Genomic DNA, 18,302 nt, shown 5'->3' on the forward strand with positions numbered 1-18,302 from the left:
TCGTTAAATTTAAAGATATAACGGGTTTTCTGCTGAGATTTTATGAACGGTTCATTTAAATAATATCCATATTATTTAGAGGAAAATCAATTATTAGACAGAAACTTTATTAAATAAAATCTAATCGAGTATTCTAACGGAGGAACATGCGATGTCAAATTCTCACGGTGAAAGACGCTGCACAAGGTACAAATTACAGAAGACGGTTCGTGAAAGAGGGATTTCCCCTGTAAGCAAGGCAATCCAGGAATTCGAAGAAGGACAGATGGTCCACATTGACATTGACCCAAGCGTCCAGAAAGGTATGCCAAATCCAAAGTTCCAGGGATCCACTGGAAAGGTTATCGGGCAGCGCGGCCGCTCATATATGCTGGCAGTCCGCAACGGAAATGCAATAAAGAATGTCATTTCTCTTCCCCAGCACCTGAAACCTCAGAAGTACTGATTCCGGGCAAGGCAGTTAGGTTTTTACAACCTAATCTCCCCTTTAGTCCGGAATTTAAGGTATGCAAGCCTCCAACCGGAGGTTTGAAATCCTGCCCGAAATTTTGGCAAATAACAGCTTGAGTAACGGCCTGCTAAAGGATTGAATATAACGTAGCTAATGCCCCTTCAAAACCTGCTAAAAGGGCACGCTTAGAGGGGATCTGGAATAACTGCTTTTTAAAAATTAATTTCTTATCCTGGCAAAAGAACATCTATAATTATATATCATTTGTATAACATATAGCTGAGATAGTTCAGGATAACGTTATTCAATAACAGTTCCGGCTTATCGGGCGCATGCCGGATACTGAAAGGCATAAAATGCCAGCAGCAGGAATCAGAGCTCACAATAAAGCAGTAGAAAAGATTGCTCTGTAAGAAGTACAACTACCTGAAATTTTAATTCAAAAGAGTGTATTCCAATGATAGTTAAGGAAGTCATCAACGAAGAGTTATTGACATTGGCCGAGGTCAAGGATATACTTTCCGGGATCGCTGACGAGCGTAGAGAACAGGGGCTTGAGGTTGCATACAGTTTCAGAAAAGCTCTGCATCATGCGGAACAGTTCTCTAAAACTAGCGGAGAGAAGGCAAGAGAACTTGTTAATAAGTTACTTGAGCTTGAAAAAATGAAGCCCGTTATAGCGATCAGGATAGCGGACATCCTGCCTCAATCCAGAGACGAACTCAGGTCAATCTATGCGAAAGAAAAGTACACCCTGAGCAATGAAGAGCTGGATCAAATTCTGGACTATGTCTTCACGGCTATGGAATAATTAAAAAGTAAAGAGAATAAGCTATATAGCAGTTTATCTTGTTATTCATGAAGGAAGTATCCGAAATCTGGTTAAAGTACTTTAAAGTATAGGGAGTGCCTTGACCTGAAGAATTTAGCAGCAGAGGATCCTCCGGTTCTCTAGATCGCCGAACCTGAGAATGCTGAGATACGGGTCAACATCCAGTATCTGGAAGCTGGTGTTAGGGGAACGGTTCAAAAGGTCTGGTAGCTGGGTAAGATCCTGAACCAGATATAAAGAGTTAAAAGAAGCTGGGAAGATTCAGGATGAACATACCCTGGACATAGATCAGATCTTAATGGGGTTTCATATTTATCGATAGGATGGGTGCTGATGGTAGTAGAAAAGTCGCAATCAGGTAGACCGTACACTGGCAGAGCATCTGCCGAAAGACCTTCTTCCGGCGGCAGGAGGCCGGCAGGCAAACCGCAATCAGAAAGGCAGTCAGAAAGAGCTCCGCGCTCATCCGGGAAGGCCATGGAGAGTTCACAGGACAGAGAGGAATATGTATGGGTTCTCGATTATCTTCCCTATGGAAAATCTGTTGACGGCACGTCAACGTTCCAGAAAAAACCTCTTGTGCAGGCTGTAGGGGATAAAAAGTTCACTCTTATGGAACTGGTTCCTAAAGCCGGTGTAGTTCCTGAAATCCAGTCAAGAGTCTATATAGGGCCTGGAGACCGGAATGAAATAGATCACGTAAAGCAAAGGATAGGATATGAAGACCTTACTAACGGAGCAAACCTGGAATTGCCCTTTATCCTTGAAGCCTGCGTCAGGCACAAAGAAGAAAGGTTCGTAAAGTTCTTCAACGATGCCCATTCCATCACAACCCGCCTGCATATGCTTGAACTCCTTCCCGGGATAGGGAAAAAACTCATGTGGTCTATTATTGATGAACACAAGAAAGGGGACTTTAAGAGCTTTCAGGATATCCGCGAGAGAATCCCGAGCCTTCATGATCCTGCTAAAGTGATTTCCCACAGGATTACGGAAGAACTCAAGGATGATTTCATCAAGTACAGGCTGTTCACAGCCCCTCCTCGCCACCAGGGTCCGAATGATAGGTGAATCTTTTCCTTCTATTTTTTTTCAATAAGGGTTCTGCCCACCTGGCTTCTACACATTCGGTTTTTGAAATTAATCTACAGGGTTCTATTAACGGTTTACTAGCTTTAACTAAATCGATTTATTAACTTTAACTCGTCTGCTTTAATTTACTTCAAAATAAACAATTACGAAAGAGTTACGAAGTATTTTCCAAAATACTACAAACAATACAAAATGCTACAAACAATACAAAATACTACAAACAATACAAAATACTTCCAAATGCTTAATATATTCAGGAGGTTTCAGCCCTGGTTCGTTCTATTCTTAAAAAGTACAATATAAAGGGAGGCATCTTTGATCAGCACTTCCTCATTGATACAGGCTATCTGGACCGGATAGTTGCTGCTGCTGAACTAAGTCCGCAGGACACGGTTCTTGAGATTGGTGCAGGAATCGGAAACCTTACCGAAAGGCTTGCAAGGAAAGCAAAAAAGGTAATTGCAGTCGAACTTGACCATGCCCTTGTTTCAGTCCTGCACGACCGCTTCGATACTGTAGAAAATGTAGAGATTATTGCAGGCGACGCCCTTAAAATCGAGTTCCCCGAGTTTGACAAAGTTGTTTCAAACCTCCCCTATTCCATCTCCTCGGAAATCACCTTCAAACTCCTGCGCTATAAATTCAAACTTGGAATTCTGATGTACCAGTACGAGTTTGCAGTCCGCATGGTCTCTCCCCCTGACTGCAAGGACTACTCCCGCCTTACGGTCGATACATATTACTTTGCCGATGCATCCATCCTCATGAAAGTCCCAAAAGACGTCTTCCAGCCAGCCCCTGAAGTCGATTCTGCTGTGGTCAAACTAATTCCCCGCCCAGCCCCATTCGAGGTCCGCGACGAAGCCTTCTTTCTCGAATTTGTTACTGCAGTCTTCGGCCAGCGCCGAAAAAAGTTGAGAAATTCGATCCTGAACACAAATCATATTCTCAAAATCCCGGAAATCAAAGAGGTCGTAAACCAGCTCCCTGAAGATCTCATGAACAAAAGAGCTGAGAACCTGACTCCAGAAGAGCTTGCCCTCGTTGCAAACATGATTTTTGACCTCAAATCCCGATAATACATGGTTGAAATAGAATACAAAAACACCCGGATCAAACTCGGAGCCTCAGACCTTGTCTACGAGCCTGCAGAAGACTCCTTTTTGCTTGCCGACGCAGCCCTTGAAGAAGCAGAACCAGGCATGCATATCCTTGAAATAGGGGCAGGCTCGGGTTTTGTATCTACAGTGCTCAAGGCAAATGTTAAGGGCATCCGGGTGCTTGCAACAGAAATCAATCCGCATGCTGCCCGCTGTGCAAAAGCAAACGGGGTTGAGGTAATCCGCACAGACCTTTTCAGGGGTCTGAAGCCGGAAAAACAGAAAGCCTTTTTTGACCTGATACTCTTCAACCCCCCCTACCTCCCTACTTCCGAAGAAGAAAAAGTCCCAGGCTGGTTAAATTATGCTTTTGACGGCGGAGCCAGCGGCCGGGAAACCCTTGACCGGTTTTTAAGTGAAGTCAGGAACTACCTGAAACCCGGAGGAAAAATTCTGGTGCTGATCTCTTCGATTACCGGGCTGGAAGCTGTAACGGCAAAAATGGAGAAACTGGGATTTGAAGTCGATGTTGTGGGGAGAAAAAAAGTTTCTTTTGAGGAGTTAATGGTGGTAAGGGGAAAACTCCTGTAACACTTCCCCCCCCAACATCTTAAACTTTTTTACACATAGTATTGATGGAATATCTCCGTAACCTGTCTGGCGGCTTATTGAAAGTATAAGATAAGAAGAATAAAAAAGGGGAGTTTTTACTTGTTGTTTTTTGGTTTCTTACTTACAAGCGTCCTCAGCATCTTTCACTTTTTTATCTGAAAAGCCTCTCTCCTGCGCCTAACGTGATAGTAACGATAAGGCATAGTGAATATAGTTTTACGAATCAAAGATTGTAATTGAGTCCTCCTGAGCAAAGCTCACTACTAAAAACTAAAAAGTAGTCCTCCTAAGCGCAGCGAAAAGGATCACGTACTCAAAAACCAAAAAGTAGTCCTCTTGAGCGCAGCGAAAAGGACCGCGTACTCCCGAGGCGCAATTCGGGTGGCGAAACTCGGGTGATACTCCTGTAATCATATATAGAACAAAATCCAATAGATGAGCATTATGACCCCCATAGACAGGGAAAATCCCACGCATCCTAAATTCATCATAGGCATAGAACCGCCAGCCGGAAGGACCGAAAAGGCTCTATGGTTCATATTCCGGGGCCGTGATATTCTTCTCAAAGTCAGGAAAAACCCCGGAGCTATTCCGAAGTTTCAGGACTTTGGGGATTTCGGGCTTCCTGCGGTAAGGGAACAGTACCTTGGTATGCTTGAGGGGACACACTGCTACTCTGTGGAGCTTCCTGCAGATACGAAGGCTCCGGAGGGGATGGAGTTTATGGATCTCAGGCAGGCGCATTCGGAAATCAGTGAGGGATGCTTTGAGCTTGTAAATAAGGCAGTGCAGGTAATGGAGTGGGACAGGACAAACCAGTTCTGCAGCAGGTGCGGAACAAAGACCCTGCAAAAGCCAGGCGAAAGGGGAAAAGAGTGCCCTGCCTGCGGGGAACTTTTTTATCCAAGAATCTCGCCTGCTGTCATCGTGCTTATAAAAAAAGGACATGAGATTTTGCTTGCAAGGTCCCCAAATTTTCCTCCAGGCATGTACAGTCTGGTAGCCGGTTTTGTCGAACCCGGGGAATCGGCGGAGGCGGCGGTTGCCAGAGAGGTCTGGGAGGAAGTAGGGATCAAAATAAAGAATATCAGATATTTCGGAACACAGGCCTGGCCCTTTCCAAACTCCCTCATGATCGGCTTTACCGCAGAATATGATTCAGAAGACATTCGACCTGACGGGTTTGAAATCGAGGATGCAAAATGGTTTTCGGTAGAAGAGTTACCTGCCCTGCCCGGAAAGATCAGCATTTCAAGGAAACTGATTGACCATTTCCTTAAAGAAAAAGGGCTGGAAGTTTAAGAGCCCGAGTTGGAAAGTGTCTGATCAAGAAAGTTTCGGATCCGGAGTGAGTCTGGTTTGAGAAGTATTTGATTTGAATCAGATTTGTGCCGATATAACCTTTTTTCATTCACTTTTTTCATTCACTTTTTTCATTCACTTTTTTCATTCACTTTATTTTTCCCGGAAGCTACACACCGGACGAACCTGCACAACCGGCCTTTTCCAAAAATAAAATGAGTGATAGATGAGTAATAGTATAATATCCGGACTAAAAGCAGCAGCCTAAATAAATTCCCTGAGATTTCCCTGTCAAGGAAACTGTATCAAAAAATTCATGTGCAATAAAGTACTTCATTATAAATTATATGAATTATTCAGCGGGAATAAGGGTATTTTTGGCAGTGGGCCTGTTTTTCTGTCTTCTTTCAGGAGCAGAAGCTGCAGATCCTCTTGATCAGGATGGCGGAGATGTGAACCTTTCGGAAGTCAAGGCTTTTGACCTGTTGTGCAGATGTGAAACCGGGTGCATAGTAAATGCCGTATCAATATCTTCAACCGGGGACTATCTTGCAGCCGGAGGGTTTGATCAAAACGTTTCTTTTTTTAATTCCAAAGGGACACAACTTTGGAATTATAAGACTGGAGATATTGTTTATACAGTATCGATTTCTTCAGATGGGTCTAGAGTTGCGGCAGGAAGCAACGATAAAAAAGTTTACCTTTTTAACCGGGAAGGAGACCTGTTATGGAGCCGAAGAACCGGAGGCAATATCAACAGTGTAGCGGTTTCTTCCGACGGTATGTACATTGCGGCAGGCAGCGAAGACGGTAAGATTTATTTCTTAAACAGGGAAGGAAAACTTTTATGGAGTTTTGATTCCGAGGGCGCTATCCGCAGTGTTGCCATTTCCAAAGATGGGGGCTACGTAGCTGCCGGAAATGCAAACAATTACGTCTGCCTCATGGACGGGGAGGGAAAAACAATATGGAGACGAAAAACCGGAAGTTTGATCAATAGCGTAAGCATGACTCCGTATGCTCACTATGTGGCTGCCGGGGGATCTAATTATAATGTTTATCTTTTTGACCGTAAAGGGGAGTTTTCATGGATAAAAAACCCGGGTTACTGGGTCAGCAGTGTCTCTTTAACGACAAATGGCTCGCATCTTGCAGCAGGAAGTTTTGACAACAAGATTTACCTGTTTAACCTCACTGGGGCAAAACTATGGGATTACCAGGTAAAAGACGACGTCTATACTGTAGAGATATCCCCAGACTCGTCATTCATTGCAGCCGGAAGCTGGGACGATAACCTCTATGTCCTTAATATGGCAGGGGAAGAACTATGGAACTACAACTGCGGGGGAAATATCAATAGCCTGGATGTTTCTCGCGACAGCTCAACCATTGCTGTCGGAAGTGATGCAGGAGCAGTATATCTTTTTGAACGAAATTCCACTGCCTTTGCAATACTGCTAGGGGACGAAAGCTTCCTGCCAAAAGAAACTACCCGGGAGACAGATACCGCTACTGCAGTAAAAGTCATCCTGCCCATAGAAGATACTGCCGTTACGGGGGGAGTTGAAAATCGGGTGGAAGACGCCCCAGCTACCTCAAGCAGCGTGGATGGGAATACAAAAACCGGAGAAAAATCTTCAAAGCTTTTGGAAATTTTTGATTCGGTAAAGTTTCCTATGGCTCTTCTAATTGGAGCTCTGGCATGTACAGTCTTCTTCTTGAGAAGGAGAATCCTCAAACAAAAGGAAATGAATGAGATCCTTGAGGAATTTGAAAACCTTGAAGAAAACGATACATCAGGGAATAATTGAGTAAATCCGTAACCAGGGGATAACTCCGGAAAGAGGAGTTTCCCCAAAAACAGAATCTATCCGGAGATAAAGATGACTGAAAAAATAGACTGGGCAAATACAATTCTTATGATAAAGAACAGGATTTTCTTCCGGACTTATTAATTTTAGTCCCCTATTTCTTTACTTGCAGCCTCGGACAGTGTCCTGAGATGGAATTCCGAACCAAGTTCCTCTGAAAGCTTTCTGCATTTTTCCACATCTATCTCAGGTATCTTAACCACTGTAACCCTGGTAGAGATTCCGGCTTCTTTTGCTCCCTTTACAAAATCGAGCATCGATCTGTAAGCGTTTTTGTGGGTAGGCCTGCAGAGTTTGTTATATTTATCTTCGGATTCTGCGTTCAGGCTGACTGAAACAGAATCCATGCCTGCCTTTTTCAATTCAGAAACTACGTCCATTTCAGGATTAATCAATGCGGCATGCCCATTGGTATCAAGCCTTACCCTGATACCCCGGTTTTTAAGCCAGCGTGTGACTGCCAGCACGACATCGAACCTGAGGGTTGGCTCTCCAAGACCTGTAAACACAATTTCCCTGTAGTTTGAAAGGTCCAGCCCTTCAAGGGCTTCGATTAGCTCTTCTGTTGAGGGTTCTTTTGAAAGTCTCAGGTCGTACCCATAAACACCGTCTGCAAAGTTACGGATACAGAAGACGCAGTCCGCACTGCATCGGTTTGTAAGGTTAAGGTAAAGATTATTATGGGCTTCATAGTAAATTGTGTTCATACGAATCAAAGTCCTTACATTGCTTATAACCATGACGCATTTGTTAATTTTCGACTTATGGGTTGAGGCTTTCCTTATATATTTCGTTTTTTGTTGATTTATCCCTGTACCTGTTTATTGCCTCCTTATCAAGCAGAAAGTTTATAGGTGATTATGTACTTGTAAGGTTCGATCTGCAGCATTTAGCTAGCAGTATCTATGTTTCAACTCATTTACTCTCCGCATTGAAGTATTTCAGGTTCTTTTTTAGGGATTTGAATCATCAATGTTGACAGATGTGTGTTAAAAACCTATGATTGATGAAAAATTGCGAGATCCGCAATTTCGAAGGAGAAATTTAAATGGCACGATTCGCTAAATTCGATGTTCCTGAAGAACTCACAAACAAAGCACTTGAAGCTCTGGAGCTTGCCAGAGACACTGGAAAGATTAAAAAAGGTACAAATGAAGCTACCAAAGCAATCGAAAGAGGCAATGCAAAGCTTGTCCTGATTGCCGAAGATATCGAGCCTGCAGAGATTATCGCTCATATCGGCCCTCTTTCCGAGGAGAAGAATGCTCCCTATATCTTCATAAAGAACCAGAAAGAACTTGGCGCAGCCAGCGGACTTGGTGTCTCCTGTGCGACCGTGGCAATTGTAGATGCAGGGAAAGCAGCTGAAATGATTCAGGACATTGCTCAGAAACTTGAAGCTCTTAAATAATTCTGATAACATGGGGTGCTGAATATGGCTGAAGAAAGCACAATCGGCGGCTTTGCTGCCGAAGTTATTGACGTTATCGGAAACACAGGTATGCATGGTGAAGCCAGCCAGATCCAGTGCAGGGTACTGGAAGGCAGAGACAAGGGTCGCGTAATCACAAGGAACTGTGTGGGCCCTATCCGTATCGGCGACATTATGATGCTTCTGGAAACGTCAAGAGAAGCAAAGAAATTGACTACCAGGTAAAAAGATACGCGGTGAAAATAAATGGAACAGAGAAAATGCTATTTTTGCGGGCAGATGCTGGAGCCTGGTACCGGTAAGCTCTACGTCAAAAAAGATGGATCCACCTATTTCCTGTGCTCTTCCAAGTGCGTGAGCAACTTCGCCCTTGGCAGGCTTCCGCGCCGCACCGAATGGACTGAGAAAGGCAAACTCCAGTTGAAAAAAACAATCCAGTTGAAAAAAGCATAATTGCCTTTATTAGTTCAAATATAGTTAAGGTGTGCATATGGAACAGACATACGTTATGGTGAAACCTGACGGAGTCCAGCGCGGGCTAGTCGGAGATGTTATTTCCAGAATTGAAAAGAGAGGCTTAAAGATTGTCGCTCTCAGAATGAACGTTATTGCCGAAGCCACTGCAAAAGAACACTACGGTGAACACGCAGCAAGGCCCTTTTTCCCATCCCTTATCGAGTTCATTACCTCCGGCCCCTCCGTATCGATGGTAGTTGCCGGAAAGGATGCCGTTAAGGTTATGAGAGCAGTAAACGGGGCTACAAACCCTGTTGAAGCAGCTCCGGGAACTATCCGTGGGGACTTTGCTCTGGATGTAGGCAGAAACATTGTTCATGCCTCCGATTCTCCCGAAGCTGCAGCAAGGGAAATCGCAATTCACTTCAAGGACTCCGAAATCGGGAAGTATTCCAGAGTCGATGAGGTCTGTCTGTACGAGTAATGCAGGTGCATCAAAGCCTTTTCGTGTCCATGAATTTTTTTAGGGGGCACGATTCCAAGCCTTTGTTTATCAGGTACCTGCAAAATGGGTCCTTCCGGGGAAACCCGGACCCTTCTGGACCTGCAGCAAATAAGACGCGGGAATGAGAGAGGTTTTGTTATGACCGACAAGAAAAATCTTAGGACTCCTATAGTCTGCGTGATGGGGCACGTCGACCACGGGAAAACTACTCTGCTCGACAAGATCAGAGGTACTGCAATTGTCAGTGGAGAAGCCGGGGCTATCACCCAGCATATCGGAGCAACCGAAGTCCCTATAGACGTGATTGTCGACAAGCTCGGAGACCCCAGGCTAAAGGACCGCTTCATGGTTCCAGGACTGCTTTTTATTGATACTCCGGGACACCATGCCTTTACAACCCTCAGGAGCAGAGGAGGCGCCCTTGCCGACCTTGCTATTGTTGTTGTTGACATAAACGAAGGCTTTAAACCCCAGACCTTTGAAAGCCTGCAGATCTTAAAAAGGTTCAAAACTCCTTTTGTTGTCGTTGCCAACAAGATCGACAGGATCGGAAACTGGGTTCCACAGAAGAATATGCCTTTTGCAGCTACCTTCAAAAAGCAGTCCGGCGATGTCCAGGCACGGCTTGAAACAAAGCTCTACGAGGTAATAGGTGAACTCTATAATCAGGGCTTTGCCGCAGAAAGGTACGACCGGGTCACTAACTTCCAGAACACTCTGGGCGTAGTCCCTGTAAGTGCTTTTACAGGCGAAGGTATCCCTGACGTTCTCATGGTACTTTTAGGTCTTGCTCAGAGGTTCCTGGAGGCAAATCTGCAGTACAGCGCCACAGGTCCGGGAGTAGGGACCGTCCTTGAGGTAAAAGAAGAAAAAGGCCTCGGAGCAACCCTTGACGTTATTCTCTACGACGGCACATTAAAGAAAGGAGATACGGTTGTTATCGGAAGCCTGGGCGAGCCGATCCAGACAAAGGTAAGGGCTCTTTTAAAGCCAAGGGAACTTTCTGAAATCCGTTACGAGAGCAAGTTCCAGCAGGTGAATAAAATCACTGCAGCAGCCGGGGTGAAGATTTCTGCTCCCGGCCTGGAAGGTGCACTTGCGGGTGCTCCCATAAGGGTTGCAACGGAAGAAACCCTTGAGGAAATCGTAGCCCAGGTAAAGTCCGAGATCGATGAGGTCAGGATTGATACGGATTCCGTTGGAATTCTGATTAAAGCAGATACCCTCGGTTCCCTTGAAGCCCTTGTCCACGAGTTCAAGAAAGATGAAGTCCCTATAAGGAAAGCTGAAGTAGGAGACATCTCTCACAGGGACGCGATTGAGGCTTCAACAGTTGAAGACCCTCTATATTCTGTGCTTATAGGTTTCAATGTTAAGGTTCACCCTGATGCCAGAGAGTTCCTGCAGGAAAGCACTGTAAAGGTACTCACAAGTGACGTGATCTACCGCCTGGTTGAAGATTACCAGAAATACGTAAAGGAACAGAAGGAACTGGCTGAAAAGAAGATTTTCGAAACGATAATTCGTCCCGGCAAGTTCAAGATCCTTCCCGGATGCGTGTTCCGCCAGAGCAAACCTGCAGTCGTCGGGGTAAGGGTTCTTGGTGGAGTCGTGCGGACAAATGCAGATGTCATGCTTGAAAACGGAAACGTCGTGGGCAAGATCAAGGGTCTGCAGTCCGATGGAGAAAATATTCCTTCTGCAAGGGTAGGCAAAGAAGTTGCAATGGCTATTGACGGTGCAACCGTAGGCAGGCAGATAAAAGAAGGAGACGTGCTCTATATGAACGTGCCTGAGAGGCATGCCAAAGTCCTTGAGCACGAAATCTACGACTCCCTTTCAACTGATGAAAAGGAAACTTTTGATATTTTCCTTGAACTCAAAAGAAAAGATAATCCTTTCTGGGCAAAGTAACGGCTGATATGCAGGGCAGCAGCATATTCCGGATTCAGCAAGGATTCACTTAACTTAAAGAGTCAGGTAAAAAAGTCAGGTAAAAATTCAGATAACAAAGGCAAGGTAAGGCAAAGGAATTATTACAGATAAATCTGATTGGAGGATTTCACATGGCAAATTTCAAAGTTGTAGTTTCTGACCCAAAAGAAGCGCGTGCTTACCAGAGAGATATTAAAGACGCTGAAGCAAACGCATTAATTGGGAAATCGATTGGTGACGTTGTTGACGGTGCAATTTTCGGGCTCGCCGGCTACAAGGTAAAGATCACTGGCGGCTGCGATGGCAGTGGTTTTGTTATGAAACCGGACCTTCCAGGCCCCAGAAGACAGAGGATCCTGACAGCAACAGGTGTTGGCTACGTCCCCAAACATCCGGGACAGCGCAGGAGAAAGATGATGCGCGGCAAGGAAATTGCCCACGACATCGTCCAGATCAATGCCAAGATCGTTGAATATGGAGAAAAGTCCATAAAAGCCCTTCTCGGCCTCGAAACCGCAGAAGAAGCTCCAGCAGAGTGATTTCAAGTTCCGCCTTCGGGCGGGATTTAAAATACTCTTTATTTTCCTTTTGATTTTTGCTGTTTTTTGATTTTCTTTTGTTTACGACCTTATAGCTATTTTTCAGGAATATTAGAGCTATTTATCAGGAATGGAGTTTAACTCAGGCAACAGGTTAAATTTTTAAGAACATAGTTTCGCTTCTCAGGGAAATAACTTTAAAAAGAGTTAATGAGGCTTTTTTGCTAGCCCCTGGGTTGGAAAAATATAATTTTATTGCTCAAAAAGGTCAGAGAAGCTGCTTTCCGGCTCCTGCTCCGGATTTGCACTCATAAACTTCTGTGATCTTCATGACGGCAAGGGCTTTTGCAGGGAACCTGTCTCCCATGCTCTTGACCATCTTATACATTTTCTCATAGTCTTCCCCTTCGGTCTTGATCTCAAAGTCCCCTTTTATCTGGTAACAGCCCTTGACCTCAGGACCCCAGACATAGATAGCACCTCTCGGGTTTTCTTCAAGGTTCTGGTGGGTCTTATGGAAATAATTGTCTGCAATCCAGATAGTCTCTCTATCTTCCTGGAGCTTGCAAAAACCGATTGGTATTACATTCGGATCTCCACTTCCGGAGGCAGTTGCAAAAGGAAAAATCTTCATTTTTGCAAAATCTTCTGTCATTTCGTTGTTCAATTTGACCATTAACTTCACTCCTTCATTGAATCTTTTTTATTAATATGGCTGCAATCAATATATAACTTTGAAGGCATCAAAAACAAAGAAAGTTCAAAAATTTCGATTTTGCGTTTTACCTTCAGGAAAAGGGATAAAAGAAAAAAGATAGGGGTCAGCTACCGGAAACAAAACCTTGAACCTGACCCATGTGCCTATCAACAGTTTAAAATCTTATCCAGGAAATACTGGTGGATTCGCAAATCATCAGTTAATTCAGGATGGAACGCCAATGCCAGCACATTTCCCTGCTCTGCAGCAATAATCATGTCTTCAAGCCTGGAAAGTACGCGCACACCAGGCCCGCAGCTTACGATTCCAGGAGCCCGGATAAACACCCCGGTAAAAGGAGAATCAAGAATATCAACTTCAAGTTCCGCCTCAAAAGAATCTCTCTGTCTCCCAAAAGCGTTCCTGTTAACTTTCGTATCCATGATGCCGAGCAGTTCCTGGCTGGTCTTTGCCACCTGCTCATCCCCTTCTTTTGCAAGCACAATCAGCCCTGCACAGGTCCCGAGAATCGGAATTCCCCTTGCAGCCGCCTCCTTAATCTCCTCTGCAATCCCCTCACGAGCGAGCAACCTGCAAAGCGTCGTACTCTCCCCGCCAGGAATCACAATTCCGCTGCACTCCGGCACAATCCCTTTGTGCTTAATCGCAACTACCTCAGCCTCAACCCCTTTCTCTGTAAGGGCTCTCTTCAAAGCATCAACATGCTCAGAAACCGCTCCCTGAATAGCGATTACACCTATCTTCATGAAAAACACCATTTTCCAGAAATTAATCCTTTATTTCTTGAATCAAAAACCCTAAAAAAATAAATTGATTTAATTCTTACAAAACTGCAAGAATAAATCTGTTTTTAAAAAATTGAATTATAAGTCCGCTTGAGCGGAGTTCACGGCTAGAACCCACAAATTAGTCCTCTTGAGCGCAGCGAAAAGGACCGCGGGCTCCCGAGTCGCAATTCGGGCAGCGAAACTCGTGTATTTCCGCTCGGGATTATGGATTTTACCAGCCGCGTTCCTGAAGGGCTTCCTCGATAGGGATCATGTCTGTGCTGATGCCTTTCATTCCGGCGCCTATGCCTTTTGAAATCTCGGCAAGTTTTGCAGGGTTGTCGTAATTGTTGACGGCTTCAACGATTGCTTTTGCCATCTTTTCAGGGTTTTCGGCTTTGAAAATACCTGAGCCTACAAAAACCCCATCTGCACCAAGGCGCATCATAAGAGCTGCATCTGCAGGGGTTGCAATTCCGCCAGCTGCAAAGTTTACTACAATCAGGCGCTGCATTTTAGCGGTTTCCATTACAAGTTCGATAGGAGCTTCGATTTCCCTGGCAACCATTATAAGTTCTTCTTTTGTCTTGCCTGCAAGGGCACGGATTTCGCCCTGTATCTGTTTCATGTGCTTTACTGCCTGGCTGACGTCTCCGGTTCCGGCTTCTCCTTTCGTCCGGATCATGGCCGCCCCTTCATTTATCCTGCGAAGAGCTTCACCGAGGTTCCTGGCGCCACAGACAAAGGGCACTGTAAACTGTGTCTTGTCTATGTGATAGAAAGGATCGGCAGGAGTAAGGACTTCGGATTCATCTACCATGTCAACGCCGAGTGCCTCCATGATTTCGGCTTCGACGAAGTGCCCGATCCTTGCTTTTGCCATTACAGGTATAGTGACCGTATCAATGATCTGCTGGACGATTTCGGGATCTGCCATACGGGCAACTCCGCCCTCTTTTCTAATATCTGCAGGGACAGCCTGAAGGGCCATAACAGCAACTGCTCCGGCTTCTTCTGCGATCCTGGCCTGTTCCGGAGTTGTCACATCCATGATCACACCCCCCTTCTGCATACTTGCAAAGCCCCTCTTGATAAGTTCGGTCCCGTGTCTCAATTTTTCAAAGTCCATGAATGTCATCCTCTTTATATCAATCAGATTTCTAAGATATATTGCCGTGGGAAATCTTTTCCACAGGTGAAATGGACATCAAGTCCTTTCCACCAGTTACAACCAACAGGTTGCGGTTTTCAGTATGCTGTTTCTCTAGTGAATTGAGAATACGCTCAATAGTTAAAAGCATTATTTAAGCTATTCCTTAATTCCAGATTACAGATTAAATTAAATTATAATGATTTAAAATCTTTTATATTTTATAAAGATCGTTAATATTTTTAAGAACTGTTCGGTTTCTCCGGTTATTCATCCCAAATATACTCTGGAGCCTTAATGAAATTCTTTACAGTACTTTCAAAACGCACTTTTGTAAGTTAACTTTTCGGTATGATATAACTATCTCAGTCTTCACATAATTTCAATTTTTATAAAATGTCCGGTAATGTATGATCTTATATCCGGTAATGTATGATCTGATTCCTGAGATCAGACACAGGAAGTAAGATAAAATAGAAACGGTTCCAGAAACTGGAAGCCTAAAGCTCAGAGCGAAGAATGTAAGACAGAATCGTCTCCAGCTTTTGAGTTCGGGTTTGCAGTTGCAGGCCTGGCGGCAGCATATGGACTGAGGCACAGGAAATAAAAACTCAGAACCATGAGCTCTGCATCAGGAGTCGAGAAATCCGATCCCTCAAAAATATCCAGCCTGCCTGATTCTTTTGTTTTTATCTACTTTATCTACTGCTCGCAGGCGGACTCAAGCAGGGCGCAGCGCGTGGAAAGAAGTAACCGGAGATACAACAAGAGGCTATCTCGAAATAATACCAACCAATTAACCAGTGAACACAAAAGTTTTCAATTGCAGATCTTTCTGACCCGTGCAACCATATTCACTATATTGGGTCTTTTTTGTCCCGGCAGAGTTGCACTGCAAGTGCAACAGCACGAGGTCCTTTTCGCTGCGCTCAAGAGGACTACTTGATGGGTTTTAGCTGAGATGCGCTCAAGAGGACTACTTATGGAGTTTAGCAGTGAACTTTGCTCAGGGGACTAATTATGGATGTTTATGGATGTTAATACTGAAGACTGCGCTCAAGAGGACGAAATTATATATTTCTGATCCGTACAACGTCATTCACTTTATCATGTCGTTTTTGTCACGCTCGACGCAGGAGAGCGGCTTTCAAACAAAAAAGAGGTCGAAAAAGACCATAAATAAAAGCCAGAAAGTAAAATTGAAGTAAAAAACCTGTGAGAATGCAATCAAACAGATTAAATTGTACCTGAAAATACTCCTTTAAACGTCTGTTTTTATTGATTTTTACTACTTCCTCAAACATCTTCTTTCTCTCCTACGTCTTTCTGCTTTTTTTGCAGGGCCGCCAGACAAGCTGGCGGAGGCTCCCTATGAAAGTTGGATTAAAAAGAGGTTTCCGGGATCAAGGGAAGTATTATTTGGAGAAGGAAGACATATCTAAAAAATATCAACCGATTCAGCAGGGACCACCTAATTTACAGTTTTTCAATTTACAGGTTTTTAGTGTTCCTCAGGATGTTTATCTACCCCGGGGCTTTCTATTACTTCGTCTATTCCGTACAGATCAAGCTTCGTACAGATACTTACAGAAACCCATATGGTAAGCGCAGGGATGAAGGCTTTTAAAAATTCTATGAGGGTAACTCCAAAGTAACTGGCAGTGCCCACTGTGGCAAATCCTGCATCAAGAAAAAGGGCGGACACTCCAAAAAATATGAGGGCGATAAATACCCGTGTAGCTCGCTGTCCTGCACCTCCAGTATCTTCAGGGAGTCCTTTTCGGATTATGAGGAGATATGCCGTGTTCGTGCCAAGGAAAAAACCTGCTACATCGGCACTTACAAGGGACAGGGCTGTAAGCAGGACCGGGACGACAAACATAATGGAGTAAAAAAAGAGATTCCTCGGCCTGAAAACAAGCTCAAAGCTCTCCTTTTTGAAAAGATCATCTTTCAACGGGCTTTTAAGGAAGCGCGTAAAGACAATCAGGATAATTAAGCCCAGGGTTGCTCCTCCCAGTACATCTCCTAAAAAATGCCTTCCCAGGTACATTCTTGAAAAAGCTATCAATAAAATCGCTGCAGGAGCCAGGCATTTTATTGCCCTGTTCTCGAAGATCCGGGCAGTCCCTCCCCATAAAGCAATTGCTGTCGAGACATGCCCTGATGGGAATCCGAACATGGAATGGGGAATTATTCCCTGAAGCCTGAATGCCTCAAGCGCCTCTCCACCTGGAAACCCGAAAAACCTGTCTGCCCCCATCCCGGAAAAGGGAGACGTATTCGGAAACCCATATTCAAGGTTCAGAACCCTGGAATCCACAAAGTCGGGCCTGGGAAAGGCAAAAATTCCCTTAAGCACTTCCGTGACTGCACCGGTCCAGAGCAGCAGCTGGAATAGTAGAAAGCCTTTACGAAAGTCAATTCCAAACGTAATCACAATTATCACTGAAGCAAAAAAGGCGGAAGACCCCATGGAAGTTATCAAAACCATGAGGAAAGTAAACCACTCGGTTCCGAGGGATTGAAGGTAAAGTATAGGTTCTGTCTGGAACAAGGGATTTGACTCCAAATATGCATAACTATAAAATGTGAACACTTACGGCACCAGGAAATCGTTCACAGTACTCAGAAAAATCTTCACCGTACCCAGGAAAATCTTCACTGTACTCAGAACCCCTTTAGCCGTAAAAAGCCTGCGTTGATTTTTCAGATTGAGTTATTTAAATGTTACTTTTCAAAACGGTGGAAGCCGGAGCTCAAGCTTGAAGCTGTAGATTGAAAACTTCCCCTAAAGTTATCTTTGTATTTTCTGCAGGCTGTCCCGAGGCTCCTGCTTGATTGGTTATGCAGTGTTTTTACTCTGCATTAAACGATTTTTCTATTTAGCAATGTCTCTGTTTTGTCAAACTTTTAAAACTTAAAAAGGTATTTATTATTGTGGCAGCAAATTATCGATCGCTTTAATTTCATTGTCTCTGAATCTGTCTCTGAATCTGTCTCTGAATCTAAAAGAAACCTTCTTCCTGAAAAGGTCCATTCCACAAGAACCGAGGTAAATTGCTTGAAGCTGAACCAGATAGACGACACCCGAAGGAAAAGAGCAATTATCATTTTCCTTGCCGCCATTATTTTCATCTCGGTCAAAGGGTTTTTGTCCCCTGTAGTAGGTGTTGGTTTTGTTCTCCAGAAAGAAGTGGTCGGAGTTGAAGGGGAAGAAAGGACTATCATATTCCAGAGCAGCCCTGAAGGGATCTCGGTTCAGGATGCAGCCTGTGGACAATTGCTTCCGGAAGGCACCGAAAACCTCCAGATCAACGAGTCCGTGGAAGCCGAACTTAAAACAATGTATCCGGAAATCGAGTACGTTATCCAAATGCGGCTCTGCGTTGAAGACGAAGTCCGGGAATACAGAGCTAACAGAGAGGACTTCAACATACTGGAAATAGGCAGGGTTGCCAAATTCAGAGTTTACCGCTCGGAAAGGGACGTTATCGAGAAGATCGTTGAGATGTAAAAACCGTATCATGCCCCTAGATT

Annotated in this window: 20 protein-coding genes; 14 read left to right on the forward strand and 6 right to left on the reverse strand. The window is 44.4% G+C overall.

Annotated elements, in window-relative coordinates:
• The first annotated feature begins 151 nt into the window (after window positions 1–151).
• Window positions 152–445 (forward strand): 50S ribosomal protein L21e, encoded by a 294-nt coding sequence (locus tag PHF18_RS01945; RefSeq protein WP_300097604.1) that lies wholly within the window; start codon window positions 152–154, stop codon window positions 443–445.
• A 463-nt stretch (window positions 446–908) separates the two neighbouring features.
• On the forward strand, window positions 909–1,262 hold the full coding sequence (locus PHF18_RS01950; protein ID WP_300097606.1) for an RNA polymerase Rpb4 family protein: 354 nt from the start codon (window positions 909–911) through the stop codon (window positions 1,260–1,262).
• Window positions 1,263–1,477: 215 nt separating this feature from the next.
• Here the strand turns inward: PHF18_RS01950 and PHF18_RS01955 are convergent, their stop codons facing one another.
• A complete protein-coding gene (locus tag PHF18_RS01955; protein WP_300097608.1) occupies window positions 1,478–1,762 on the reverse strand; it encodes a hypothetical protein in 285 nt (94 codons plus the stop codon).
• On the opposite strand from PHF18_RS01955, the gene PHF18_RS01960 reads away from it, so the two are divergent.
• The 5 genes from PHF18_RS01960 to PHF18_RS01980 all read left to right on the forward strand — a co-directional run bounded on the left by PHF18_RS01960 (window position 1,761) and on the right by PHF18_RS01980 (window position 7,200).
• Complete coding sequence (locus PHF18_RS01960; RefSeq protein WP_300097610.1) at window positions 1,761–2,354, forward strand: DUF655 domain-containing protein; 594 nt, start codon at window positions 1,761–1,763, stop codon at window positions 2,352–2,354. The two genes, PHF18_RS01955 and PHF18_RS01960, sit on opposite strands and share 2 nt — an antisense overlap.
• 377 nt (window positions 2,355–2,731) lie before the next feature.
• Complete coding sequence (gene rsmA / locus PHF18_RS01965) at window positions 2,732–3,454, forward strand: 16S rRNA (adenine(1518)-N(6)/adenine(1519)-N(6))-dimethyltransferase RsmA (RefSeq protein ID WP_300097665.1); 723 nt, start codon at window positions 2,732–2,734, stop codon at window positions 3,452–3,454.
• A gap of 3 nt (window positions 3,455–3,457) precedes the next feature.
• Entirely contained in the window at window positions 3,458–4,066 is a 609-nt protein-coding gene (locus PHF18_RS01970) for a HemK2/MTQ2 family protein methyltransferase (protein WP_300097612.1), read from the forward strand.
• Between the two features lie 456 nt (window positions 4,067–4,522).
• Window positions 4,523–5,389: an NAD(+) diphosphatase gene (gene nudC, locus PHF18_RS01975; RefSeq protein ID WP_300097614.1), complete on the forward strand. Its 867-nt coding sequence runs from the start codon at window positions 4,523–4,525 to the stop codon at window positions 5,387–5,389.
• Window positions 5,390–5,736: 347 nt separating this feature from the next.
• Window positions 5,737–7,200 carry a DUF5711 family protein gene (locus PHF18_RS01980; RefSeq protein WP_300097616.1) on the forward strand — a complete coding sequence of 488 codons (1,464 nt, stop codon included), beginning with the start codon at window positions 5,737–5,739 and terminating at the stop codon, window positions 7,198–7,200.
• A 146-nt stretch (window positions 7,201–7,346) separates the two neighbouring features.
• On the opposite strand, the gene PHF18_RS01985 is transcribed toward PHF18_RS01980, so the two are convergent.
• Window positions 7,347–8,000 carry a TatD family nuclease-associated radical SAM protein gene (locus PHF18_RS01985; protein WP_300097618.1) on the reverse strand — a complete coding sequence of 218 codons (654 nt, stop codon included), beginning with the start codon at window positions 7,998–8,000 and terminating at the stop codon, window positions 7,347–7,349.
• A 308-nt stretch (window positions 8,001–8,308) separates the two neighbouring features.
• On the opposite strand from PHF18_RS01985, the gene rpl7ae reads away from it, so the two are divergent.
• From rpl7ae to PHF18_RS02015, 6 genes are all read left to right on the forward strand, one after another.
• Complete coding sequence (gene rpl7ae, locus PHF18_RS01990) at window positions 8,309–8,671, forward strand: 50S ribosomal protein L7Ae (RefSeq protein ID WP_300097620.1); 363 nt, start codon at window positions 8,309–8,311, stop codon at window positions 8,669–8,671.
• 24 nt (window positions 8,672–8,695) lie between these two features.
• Window positions 8,696–8,917: a 30S ribosomal protein S28e gene (locus tag PHF18_RS01995; protein WP_048134243.1), complete on the forward strand. Its 222-nt coding sequence runs from the start codon at window positions 8,696–8,698 to the stop codon at window positions 8,915–8,917.
• Window positions 8,918–8,938: 21 nt separating this feature from the next.
• The gene (locus PHF18_RS02000) at window positions 8,939–9,145 is read left to right on the forward strand and encodes a 50S ribosomal protein L24e (RefSeq protein WP_048124903.1); all 207 of its coding nucleotides are present in this window, start codon (window positions 8,939–8,941) and stop codon (window positions 9,143–9,145) included.
• 37 nt (window positions 9,146–9,182) lie between these two features.
• On the forward strand, window positions 9,183–9,632 hold the full coding sequence (gene ndk, locus PHF18_RS02005) for a nucleoside-diphosphate kinase (RefSeq protein ID WP_300097633.1): 450 nt from the start codon (window positions 9,183–9,185) through the stop codon (window positions 9,630–9,632).
• Between the two features lie 159 nt (window positions 9,633–9,791).
• Window positions 9,792–11,567: a translation initiation factor IF-2 gene (gene infB, locus PHF18_RS02010; RefSeq protein WP_300097635.1), complete on the forward strand. Its 1,776-nt coding sequence runs from the start codon at window positions 9,792–9,794 to the stop codon at window positions 11,565–11,567.
• A gap of 152 nt (window positions 11,568–11,719) precedes the next feature.
• The gene (locus tag PHF18_RS02015) at window positions 11,720–12,127 is read left to right on the forward strand and encodes a 30S ribosomal protein S6e (RefSeq protein ID WP_300097636.1); all 408 of its coding nucleotides are present in this window, start codon (window positions 11,720–11,722) and stop codon (window positions 12,125–12,127) included.
• 268 nt (window positions 12,128–12,395) lie between these two features.
• Here the strand turns inward: PHF18_RS02015 and PHF18_RS02020 are convergent, their stop codons facing one another.
• From PHF18_RS02020 to PHF18_RS02035, 4 genes are all read right to left on the reverse strand, one after another.
• Window positions 12,396–12,803, reverse strand: coding sequence for a pyridoxamine 5'-phosphate oxidase family protein (locus PHF18_RS02020; protein WP_300097637.1), 408 nt, complete (start codon window positions 12,801–12,803; stop codon window positions 12,396–12,398).
• 188 nt (window positions 12,804–12,991) lie between these two features.
• On the reverse strand, window positions 12,992–13,591 hold the full coding sequence (gene pdxT / locus PHF18_RS02025; RefSeq protein WP_300097639.1) for a pyridoxal 5'-phosphate synthase glutaminase subunit PdxT: 600 nt from the start codon (window positions 13,589–13,591) through the stop codon (window positions 12,992–12,994).
• Window positions 13,592–13,844: 253 nt separating this feature from the next.
• Window positions 13,845–14,741 (reverse strand): pyridoxal 5'-phosphate synthase lyase subunit PdxS, encoded by an 897-nt coding sequence (gene pdxS / locus PHF18_RS02030; protein ID WP_300097640.1) that lies wholly within the window; start codon window positions 14,739–14,741, stop codon window positions 13,845–13,847.
• A 1,522-nt stretch (window positions 14,742–16,263) separates the two neighbouring features.
• Window positions 16,264–17,319 (reverse strand): phosphatase PAP2 family protein, encoded by a 1,056-nt coding sequence (locus PHF18_RS02035; RefSeq protein ID WP_300097642.1) that lies wholly within the window; start codon window positions 17,317–17,319, stop codon window positions 16,264–16,266.
• A gap of 381 nt (window positions 17,320–17,700) precedes the next feature.
• On the opposite strand from PHF18_RS02035, the gene PHF18_RS02040 reads away from it, so the two are divergent.
• The gene (locus tag PHF18_RS02040) at window positions 17,701–18,279 is read left to right on the forward strand and encodes a hypothetical protein (protein WP_300097643.1); all 579 of its coding nucleotides are present in this window, start codon (window positions 17,701–17,703) and stop codon (window positions 18,277–18,279) included.
• Window positions 18,280–18,302: the final 23 nt, after the last annotated feature.

It is taken from the genome of Methanosarcina sp. (assembly GCF_028693135.1).
In the GTDB taxonomy this organism is placed as follows: Archaea; Halobacteriota; Methanosarcinia; order Methanosarcinales; family Methanosarcinaceae; genus Methanosarcina.

Excerpts from the sequence above, each read along its gene's own strand:
- PHF18_RS01945 (WP_300097604.1), top strand. The coding sequence starts at position 152 with ATGTCAAATTCTCACGGTGAAAGACGCTGCACAAGGTACAAATTACAG.
- PHF18_RS01950 (WP_300097606.1), top strand. The coding sequence starts at position 909 with ATGATAGTTAAGGAAGTCATCAACGAAGAGTTATTGACATTGGCCGAG.
- PHF18_RS01960 (WP_300097610.1), top strand. The coding sequence starts at position 1,761 with ATGGAGAGTTCACAGGACAGAGAGGAATATGTATGGGTTCTCGATTAT.
- PHF18_RS01955 (WP_300097608.1), bottom strand. The coding sequence starts at position 1,762 with ATGGCCTTCCCGGATGAGCGCGGAGCTCTTTCTGACTGCCTTTCTGAT.
- PHF18_RS01970 (WP_300097612.1), top strand. The coding sequence starts at position 3,458 with ATGGTTGAAATAGAATACAAAAACACCCGGATCAAACTCGGAGCCTCA.
- nudC (WP_300097614.1), top strand. The coding sequence starts at position 4,523 with ATGAGCATTATGACCCCCATAGACAGGGAAAATCCCACGCATCCTAAA.
- PHF18_RS01980 (WP_300097616.1), top strand. The coding sequence starts at position 5,737 with ATGAATTATTCAGCGGGAATAAGGGTATTTTTGGCAGTGGGCCTGTTT.
- PHF18_RS01985 (WP_300097618.1), bottom strand. The coding sequence starts at position 8,000 with ATGGTTATAAGCAATGTAAGGACTTTGATTCGTATGAACACAATTTAC.
- rpl7ae (WP_300097620.1), top strand. The coding sequence starts at position 8,309 with ATGGCACGATTCGCTAAATTCGATGTTCCTGAAGAACTCACAAACAAA.
- PHF18_RS01995 (WP_048134243.1), top strand. The coding sequence starts at position 8,696 with ATGGCTGAAGAAAGCACAATCGGCGGCTTTGCTGCCGAAGTTATTGAC.
- PHF18_RS02000 (WP_048124903.1), top strand. The coding sequence starts at position 8,939 with ATGGAACAGAGAAAATGCTATTTTTGCGGGCAGATGCTGGAGCCTGGT.
- ndk (WP_300097633.1), top strand. The coding sequence starts at position 9,183 with ATGGAACAGACATACGTTATGGTGAAACCTGACGGAGTCCAGCGCGGG.
- infB (WP_300097635.1), top strand. The coding sequence starts at position 9,792 with ATGACCGACAAGAAAAATCTTAGGACTCCTATAGTCTGCGTGATGGGG.
- PHF18_RS02015 (WP_300097636.1), top strand. The coding sequence starts at position 11,720 with ATGGCAAATTTCAAAGTTGTAGTTTCTGACCCAAAAGAAGCGCGTGCT.
- PHF18_RS02020 (WP_300097637.1), bottom strand. The coding sequence starts at position 12,803 with ATGGTCAAATTGAACAACGAAATGACAGAAGATTTTGCAAAAATGAAG.
- pdxT (WP_300097639.1), bottom strand. The coding sequence starts at position 13,591 with ATGAAGATAGGTGTAATCGCTATTCAGGGAGCGGTTTCTGAGCATGTT.
- pdxS (WP_300097640.1), bottom strand. The coding sequence starts at position 14,741 with ATGGACTTTGAAAAATTGAGACACGGGACCGAACTTATCAAGAGGGGC.